Source organism: Kitasatospora sp. NPDC059722 (assembly GCF_042733235.1).
Taxonomy (GTDB): domain Bacteria; phylum Actinomycetota; class Actinomycetes; order Streptomycetales; family Streptomycetaceae; genus Kitasatospora.
Map to the genome: position 1 here is coordinate 6,333 of NZ_JBHWGD010000088.1, position 8,935 is coordinate 15,267.

Sequence of the window (8,935 nt, forward strand, 5' to 3'; positions counted from 1 at the left end):
CCCCTCCCTCCGCCGCGGGGGGGGGCCCTCACCCACCCCTCTTTCTTTATCCACCGCCCAACCCGGGCTGGGGGGCCCCCCCCACCCCCCCGGGACGACGTCCGCCGCCGCTACCTCGGGGTCCTGGCCGCGTACGGCGAGGCGCGGGCCCGGCGCGGGCCCGACGTCAGCCCGGAGTGACGGAATCGCTCGAAAGGGTGAATTCGTGACGTTCGGGGTGAGGGCGCCGCAGCGGGGCATGATCGTACGCGGACATCCATGAGGGCATGAGGGGGCGGGTGTATGGCTGTTTCCGCTCGGCTGAGGCTGCTCGACGGCTTCGCGCTCGACTGCGGGGCGAAACCCGTCCACCTGACCAGGACGCTCCAACGCCTCCTCGCCTTCGTCGCCCTGCGCCGCGAGGCCCACCGCGCCCTCGTGGCCGGCACGCTGTGGCCGGAGTCCGACGAGGCCAAGGCCTCCGGCCGGCTGCGGACGGCGCTGTGGCGCCTCCAGCAGTCCGGCGCGCCCGTGCTCGCCGCCCCGGTGCTCGCCGCCGCCGGCGAGACGCTGCGGCTGCACGCCTCGGTGCGCCTCGACGTCGACGAACTGCTCGGCGGCATCGGAGAGTCCGGGACGGGCGACCCGCGCGTACTGCTCGCCGGCGGCCCGCGCGAGCTCCTGCCCGGCTGGTACGACGACTGGGTGCTGCTGGAGCGCGAACGGCTGCGCCAGCTCTACCTCCACACCATGGAGAAGCTCGCCCTGCGCGACCTCCGCGCCGGCGACTACGCCGCCGCCCTCGAAGCCGTCCACGCCGCGCTGCGCGCCGAGCCCCTGCGGGAGAGTCCGCACCGGCTGCTGCTGGAGATCCACCTCGCCGAGGGCAACTACAGCGAGGCGATCCACACCTACCACGCCTACCGCCTGTTGCTCCAAAGGGAGTTGGGGGTGAACCCCTCCCCGGGGATGCGGCGCCTGCTGGACGCGGCGGTGCAGGCGGCCCCGGGCGCGGACGACGGGATCGCGCGCGCCCGGCTCCGCTGATCCTGCCGGGCCCGCACCGGGGGCGCGGGGCGGGAAAATGCACGGTAGGGATACGGGGTAAACATCCGGCCTATCCCGGCCGGACTCCCTGGCCGGAACGCTTGACGCCTGCTGCGGGCGAGGATGAAGCTGGGTATACAAAGTACATATGCGCGATACACGTACAGAGCTCCGTGTGGAAGCATCTGGAGGCGATCATGCCGCGCAGCCCGTACCTCCCCATCCCGGACAGTGACCGCACCCCGCGCGCCGGGGCCAGTGTCGTCGGCCCGGCCAACCTCTCCGAACCACTCACCGTCACCGTCTACTTGCGCCGCGACCCGGCCGCGCCGGCCCCGCCCGACCTCCTCGAATTCGCGCTCACACCACCGGCCAAGCGCAAGCCCGCCGACCACGGCGAGGTCGACCGGGCCTACCGGGCCGCCCCGGCCGACATCACCGCCGTCAAGGCCTTCGCCCTCGACCACGGGCTGACGCTCGGCACGGTCAACGAGCCGGCCCGCAGCGTGCAGCTGACCGGCACCGTGGAACAGATCTCGAACGCGTTCCAGGTGACCCTGGCCCGCTACCGCTACCAGGGCCGCGACAGCCGGTGGCACACCTACCGCGGCCGCGAAGGCGCCGTCCACGTACCCGCCGAACTCGACGGGATCGTCACCGGCGTCCTCGGCCTGGACAACCGCCCGATCGGCGCCGACCTGCGCACCCGCCAGGCCACCGCCGCCCGTGCGACGATCCCGGCCGTCGCCGGCGCCCGCATCCCGGCCGGCACCTTCCTGCCGACCGAGCTCGGCCGCCACTACTCGTTCCCCGCGGGCACCACCGGCGCCGGCCAGTGCATCGCCGTGCTCGCCTTCAACGGCATGACCCAGCCCGGCCGGCCCTCCGGCGGCTACAGCATCGACGCCCTGCGCAACTACTTCGTGAACGTGCTCGGCAACCCGATGCCGGACATCACCGACGTGGTGGTGGCCGGCCCCGGCAACGACCTCGGGAGCGACGACGGCAGCGACCCGGCCGACAGCACGCCCGAGATCATGCTCGACCTCGCGATGGTCGGCGGCCTGGCCCCCGGGGCGAAGATCGTCGTCTACTTCACGGTCTTCACCGAGCAGGGCTGGGTCGACGCGATCCACACCATCGTGACCGACACCGTCAACAAGCCCACCGTGATCTCCTGCAGCTACGGCAACCCCGAGGACTCCGCCAACTCGGCGTGGACACGGATGGCCATCACCTCCGCCGACCAGGCCTTCGCCCAGGCCGGCGCCCGCAACATCAGCATCTGCTGCGCCTCCGGCGACGACGGCACCAGGGACGACGCGAACGACCTGAAGGCCCACGCCGACTTCCCGGCGTCCAGCCCGCACGTGCTCGGTGTCGGCGGCACCAGCCTGGTGGCGAACACGGGCGGCATCGCCAGCGAGACGGTTTGGGACCAGGGCCCCGGGTTCGCCACGGGAGGCGGCGTGAGCCGCTGGTTCCCCGTGCCGCCGTGGCAGTCCGACGCCCACGTGCCGCACTCGGCCAACCCGCCGCACAGCGCCGGCCGCGGTGTCCCGGACGTCGCCGCCGACGCCGACCTGGTGACCGGCGTCGTCATCCCGGCCGTCGACGGCCAGGGCCTCTACCCGATCGGCGGGACGAGCGCCGCCGCACCGCTCTGGGCCGCGCTGCTCAGCCGCGTCAACGAGGGCCTCAGCGCACCGGTGGGCTTCCTCAACCCGCTGCTCTACACGAAGCTCTCCACCGGCATCCTGCGCGACATCACCCAGGGCAGCAACGGCGCCTACGATGCCGGGCCCGGCTGGGACGCCTGCACGGGATTCGGCAGCCCGGTCGGCACGGCCCTGCTGAGCGGCCTCAAAACCCTGTGACCCTCAAAACCCTGTGACCCTCAAGGCCCTGTGACCCTCAAGACCCTGTGAGCCGCGAGGCCCCTGTGAGGTGAGTGGGCCGACAGCCCTCGACCGGCTGCCGGCCCACTCGCCGGTGCGTCCGGGACGGCCGGTCGACAGGGCTCAACTGCCCAGGGGGCGGAAGGTCTTGCGGGGGGACGCGTCGATGGTGGCGCCGTTGACGTAGGCGAGCGGGGCGTAGTGGTACTGCACGCCGGCGGGGGCCTGGGCGGCGGGGCCGTCGGCGCCTTGGGGCCACAGGACGTCGCCGATGGCGGTGCGGGCGGGGACCAGCCAGTGGTCGCCTCGGCGGTAGGTGCCGGTCTTGGCGCCCGGGGCGGGCTGGAACCGGACCTGGACCCCGTCCTCCAGGTCCAGCCAGGTGTTCTCGACCAGGGGGAGTGCGCCGTCGTCCGCCGCCGCGAGGTGGTCCCAGCGGCGCAGGAACGGGTGGGGGCCGAGGCCGCAGTCGGTGTCGCCGTCCTGCCGGTCGAGGGTGACGAGGAGGTCGACGGCGTCGATCGCGAGGACCTGGCGCAGGCGGGGCGCGGGCCGGGGCGGGTCGGTGAGGACGGTGTCGTCGGCGACGTGCCCGGCGGTCGTGTCGTCGACGAGTTCGACCCAGTCGCCCACCTCCAGGCCGAGTTTGCCGTCCCGGCCGAGCGCCGAGACGGTGGCGACCGCGCCGTGGAGGGCGGTGACCGGGAACACCACGGAGGCGTTCTCCCGGGACCACTTGAACGTGGCGCCGGGGAGGAAGCCGCGGCGTGACCTCGGGCCGGTGGTGGCGGGCCAGGCGGGGCCGCCGGTGTGCACCTCGATGCGGTAGAGCTGGTTCTCCGGGCCGCGGAACCGGCTGTCCGGCGGCAGTTCGCAGCGGTCCTCGGGGACGGCCGGCGGCTGCTTGGCACCGGCGCGCAGCCGTCCGGTGGGGCGGAAGGCGGCGAGGCGGGTGGCGAACTCGGTCAGCGCGTCGGCGGTCGTGGCGGCGGCCACCGGGAGTGCGGCGACCTGCCAGACGGTCTTCGCGCGGGCCGCCGTGTCCGGTCCGGGGTCGCCGAGGGCGACCTCGCGGATCGCCGGGTCCTGGAGGGAGGTGACCAGCCGCTCCCACACCCGCAGGTACACCACGAAGGGCTTGTCCTGGGGGAGTTGGGCGGTGGGGTCGGTCGGGTCGAGGCGCAGGTCCGGCTGGGTCCAGTAGGTGGTGTCGAGCTCGTTCTCGACCAGGATGCCGTCCACGTAGATCCGGCCCGCCGGGATCTTCAGGTCCTCCTGGGGCTTCTTCCCCGTGACCGCGTCGATCGCGAAGCCGCCGCCGACGGCGGGCGCGACGGCGGGGCCGAGGAGGTCGGCGATCGTCGTGCGCAGCTGGTGCAGGAGGAGGGCGCCCTGTTCGTTCAGGTCGGCGTCGAGCTGGACGCGGCCCTGCTGGGTGAGGACGGCGGAGTAGTGCTTGCCCGGGTCGAAGGTGGTGCGGGAGAAGTCGCCTTGCATGGACGGGCTCCTAAGGGGCGGTCACGTGACGATCACGAGGCCGGCGTCGCAGCCGGCGGGGGTGTACTCGGCCAGGCGCAGCCGCAGGTTGTCCTCGCGCTGGGGCTGGAAGAGGTCGTGGAAGGCGCCCATCTCGGAACCGTCGTCGGCGCCGCGCCGGATCACGTCGGGGCAGTCCTGGGCGAGTTGGGCGTAGCCGGGGGTGCCGTAGCGGGTGCTGGTGAAGCGGGGGAGGGGCGGGCCGTCGGCGCAGTGGAACCGGCGGGGCGTGCGGGAGCCGGGGCCGAGCCGGGTGAAGCGGACGCAGCCGGACTGGCGGTGGTCGACGTGCAGGCAGCCCGTGACGATGGTGTTCTCGACGAGGCCGACGGCGTGGGTGAGGACCGAGCCGAGGACGGTCGTGCGGCGCAGGTCGACGACGGCGTGGGCGGGGCGTCGGTCCGGGGCGGACAGGGCGGCGAGGCCGTGGGCGGTGGCGTCGAGGACGCTGTCGCACAGCGAGACGCGGTTGGGCTCGGCGTGGACCTCGTCGGCGTTGACGACGACCGGGCCCAGGATGCTGTGCTCGACCCGGAGGCAGGCCGGGGTGTCGGCGAGTTCGATGCTCGCCTCCTCGACGTGCTCGGGGTTGCACTCCTGGTCGAGCGACCAGCCGGGTACGAGGGTGCAGTGGCGGACGGTGACCGCGCCGACGCCGCCGGAGACGCGCAGGCCGCGGCCGGCGATGAGGAGGCCGTCGAAGGTGATGCACGGGGGCTTCTCGCCGGGTGCCGGGCCGGGGCCGATGACGTGCAGGGCGTCGGGGCGGTTGCTGCTCCAGTCGAGGACGCGCACGAGCGGGCGGGTGCGCTGGGCGGCGCGGATGGTGAGGCGGTCGCCGGGGTCGAGGGTGACGGCGAGGTGCTCCAGGTAGTCCCCGTTGTCGGTGATCTCGATGACGGCCTCGTGCCTGCCGCCCGGGTCGGCGGCCTTGTCGGCCTGCCAGCGGCGCAGCGCGGCGTCGATGCCGGTGAGCTGGTGGCCCTTGCCGACCGGGTAGAACGCGGGTGGGCGGCGGAGGCCGAGCGGGCGGACGTACTCGCCGCCGCCGAGGTCGGCGCTGAAGCCATGGTGGTAGTCCACCCACACGCCCTCGGTGGGTGCGTGGCGGGCGGGGAAGGCGATCCGGCCGAGGACGGGGTCGACCGCGACCTGGTCGTTGGCGGGGTGGTGGCGCCAGCCGGTGAGGTCGGCGGGCACGATCCGGTGCAGGGGCACGGGCTCGTCGCCGACGTAGACGCACAGGCTCTTGCCGGGGCCGTAGAACTGCGCGGTGCGCTCGGCGAAGGCGCGGCGGCGGATGAACGCGGGCACGGCGCTCTCGTCGGCGAGGCGCGCCCCGGGGGCGTTGACCGGGCTGACGATCAGCGGCGCGCTGTTGCCGAGCACGCTGAAGGTGAAGTGGGTGCGGGCGCGGTCGTCGCAGTGGGCGGGCGCGCGGGTGACGGGGTACGGGCGCAGCCGCCAGAGGAACAGGCCGACCTCGGGGATGTTGTAACGGCCCTGGGTGCGGGCCGAGTCGATGCGGCGGACGTCGACGGTCCGGGCGGTGCGCTCGAACGGGCCGCCCAGGCGGTCCAGTTCGTCGACGGCGTGGAGGTCGGCCGTGCGGCCGCGGGCGAGCCGGCGGCGATCGGCGTGGGGGTCGCGGCCGAGGAGGCGGACGGGCTGGGTGAGGCCGAGGAGGGTGCGGAACTCGACGGCGTGCGCGGGCCAGGCGGCGACGTCGGCGGCGAGCTGCTCCAGGAGGGCGAGGGTGCCCTTGCGGCGGCGGTTGGCGACGGTGTGGGCGACGTCGCGGCGGCCGGCGACGGCGGCGAGGAGGCGGCGGGCGGCCTCGGTGGGGGTGCCGCCGGGCGGGGTGGTCAGGGCCTCGGCGGAGCCGGGCAGGACGCGGTAGCCGACGAGCTCGCCGAGGTAGGGGGCGACCCAGGCCTGGCAGGTCTCGATGAACCAGTCGTCGGTGAGCTGGTCGATGTCGGCCTCGATGACGTCGGCCTGCTCCTGGATGACGCCGATCAACGCCCGGAGCGGCCAGCCCTGTTCGGCGTCGCGGGTGCGGACGACGGCGGGGAGGAGGTCGTACAGGCGGTCGGCGGTCACGGGACTCTCCGGGGGGTGGGGGTGTGGAGGGTCACGGGAGCCTCCGGAGGGTGAGGGCCTCGGGGACGTCGGCCGGGAGGACGGCGAGTTGTGCGGGGCGGATGCCGCGGTACACCGTGAGCTGGTGGCCGATGTCGAGCTTGGGCGAGTCCAACGCCGGGTTGAGCGCGGCGAGTTCGGCGAGGCCGAGGCCGTACCGCTGGGCGACCGTGGTCAGCGTGTCGCCGCGGACGATCCGGTGCCGGATCTGCTCGAAGTGGGCCGGCAGTGCCGGGAGGAAGGCGTTGGCCGTGGTCAATCCGGCGGCCAGCTGGGCCAGTTGGATCGGGGTGACGTCGCCGGGCACGTCCGCGAAGACGTGCACGTCCGTGTAGTCCACGCCCTCGACGCCCTGGATCGTCGCGATCGCCTCGCTCAGGTACGCGGGCCGCCCGAGCGTCCGCGCGGCGAAGCCGAACCGGGCCGCCAGCGCCGCCCGGACGGCGGGTTCCACGAGCTCCCACGCGTGGTCGGGCAGCACCTTGACGCCCGCGTCCAGAATGATCAGCCGCAGCTCCCGCGCGGCCACCCGGACCGGGACGCCGATGTCCCCGAAGTCCACCAGCGAGCGTTCGAGCGTGGTGAACAGGTCGGACAGCGGGTCGACCGGCGCGTCGCCGACCGCCGCGACGGTCACGTGCACCACCTCCCGGGTGCCGTCGAAGAGCTTGGCGGCGCTCGCCTTGCCGATGCCCGCCCGGGCCCGGGTGAAGTCCTCGTAGTCCTGGACGGACACCAGCCGGTCGAGCGCCCGCAGCCGCAGCGGGATGACGGTGCGCGCGTCGTCGGGGCCGTCGCCGTCGGCGCCGCCGGTGGCGGGCAGCGGGTTGGTGACGGCGCTGACGCCGAGCGGGCGGGCGGCGAGCTGGTTGACCTTGCCGGCGGGGAGGTTGCCGGAGGCGCCGGCGCCGGTGCGGTAGCGGGCGGTGACGTTCTGCGTGCCGGTGGGGAGCCGGGCGCCGTGCACGCCGTCGCCGAACGCGACGGTGGCGCCGCGCAGTTCGTAGGCGTGGTCGTTGGGGCCGTTGAGCGCGAGGGCGGGGGTCTCGTGCCAGGCGACGCCGTTGACGCGGGGGGTGAGGGAGTTCTGCGCGCCGAGGGGGTTGTCGGCGGCGGTCCAGGTGAGCGGGGTGGAGTCGGAGACGAAGTGCAGCGGGAACGCCTGGCCCGGCACGCTCGCGTCGCCGCTGCCGAGGACGTCGTCGCGGGTCTCGCCCTGGGTGGCGGCGACGACGTTGCCGAAGACCGTGACGCTGGACCGGCGGTAGGTGTAGGCGAGGTCGTTGGCCAGCAGGAGGCGGGTCTGCGGGCCCTGGCCGCGCTGGAGCACCGGCTCGCCGTCGACCGTCCGGTCCAGCCGCTGGCCGACGCCGGCGATCATGGCGAGTTCGGCGGCCTGCACGCCGCTGGTGTGCGGGACGTCGGTGCGTTCGCCGGAGACGACGATCCAGCGGCCGGGCTTGAGGCCGTCGTAGCACTGGGCAAGGTCGATCGCGGCGGCGCCGACGTCGTCGGGGATCGGCGGGCCGACGGGGGTGAGCGGCTCGCCCTGGGCCCACAGCGGGGTGCCCCTGGCGAGCTTCGACGCCTCGACCGGGGTGTCGAACTCCAGCATGGTGACGGTGACTTCGCCGATCTTCCTGCCGCTCGGGTCGGTCACGTCGAGCTGGGCGGGCAGGACGCGGTCGGGGAAGAGGACGAGCGTGTCCGTGCCGTCGCCGGTGCCGACGAGGACCGGGCGCCCGGGGAGGACCGTGTCGTGGACGGAGTCGAGGAGGACCTGGTCGACGCGGTTGTCGGAGGCGGGCGTCTTCCGCCGGGCCAGCGCGACGGCGGCGCGGACCCGCAGGACCACGAGCCCGGCGAGCGGCGGCGGGTCGGCGATCCGCTCGCGCCGCCACGCGTCGTACAGCCCGCTGAGCCGGGGGTCGGCGGCGGCGAGCAGCCGCAGGTGGGCGTCCGCGTCGGGCCGGAACAGCTGCCGGACGGACGTGTCCAGGGCGCGTGCCGACGTCGGCGGGCGGGACGGCGGGCGGCGCAGGGCCGGCAGGACGGGCGTCAACGCGACCAGCCCGACGGCCTGGTAGGGGTCGGGGCAGTCGTCGCCCCCGTCCGTGAGGTCGGCTTCGCAGCTCACCGGGCAGACCAGCGAGCGGGCGAGCGAGCGCAGTCCGGTGAGCTCGGGGTCCGTCCGGCGGGCCAGTCGGGCGGCGAGGACGAGCAGGGCGGCGGGGGCGCCCCCCCCGGGGGGGGGCGCGCGCGGGGGGGGGGGGGGGGCGGCGCCCCCCCCCCCCGGCCGGGGGGGCCCCCCCCCCCCCGGCGCGCCAGCCCCC

General features: G+C 74.8%; 5 protein-coding genes. 2 read left to right on the top strand and 3 right to left on the bottom strand.

Features of this window, described 5'->3' with window-relative positions; translation table 11 throughout:
* Window positions 1-282: 282 nt before the first annotated feature.
* Together ACFV4F_RS35290 and ACFV4F_RS35295 are read left to right on the top strand one after the other, a co-directional pair.
* Entirely contained in the window at window positions 283-1,026 is a 744-nt protein-coding gene (locus ACFV4F_RS35290) for a BTAD domain-containing putative transcriptional regulator (protein ID WP_380440845.1), read from the top strand.
* 173 nt (window positions 1,027-1,199) lie between these two features.
* The gene (locus ACFV4F_RS35295) at window positions 1,200-2,903 is read left to right on the top strand and encodes a protease pro-enzyme activation domain-containing protein (RefSeq protein ID WP_380508837.1); all 1,704 of its coding nucleotides are present in this window, start codon (window positions 1,200-1,202) and stop codon (window positions 2,901-2,903) included.
* Window positions 2,904-3,047: 144 nt separating this feature from the next.
* On the opposite strand, the gene ACFV4F_RS35300 is transcribed toward ACFV4F_RS35295, so the two are convergent.
* From ACFV4F_RS35300 to ACFV4F_RS35310, 3 genes are read right to left on the bottom strand one after another with little or no spacing between them, the layout of a single operon-like run.
* Complete coding sequence (locus ACFV4F_RS35300) at window positions 3,048-4,421, bottom strand: DUF6519 domain-containing protein (RefSeq protein WP_380508840.1); 1,374 nt, start codon at window positions 4,419-4,421, stop codon at window positions 3,048-3,050.
* A gap of 21 nt (window positions 4,422-4,442) precedes the next feature.
* A complete protein-coding gene (locus tag ACFV4F_RS35305) occupies window positions 4,443-6,563 on the bottom strand; it encodes a hypothetical protein (RefSeq protein ID WP_380508842.1) in 2,121 nt (706 codons plus the stop codon).
* 31 nt (window positions 6,564-6,594) lie between these two features.
* A complete protein-coding gene (locus tag ACFV4F_RS35310; RefSeq protein WP_380508845.1) occupies window positions 6,595-8,739 on the bottom strand; it encodes a putative baseplate assembly protein in 2,145 nt (714 codons plus the stop codon).
* Window positions 8,740-8,935: the final 196 nt, after the last annotated feature.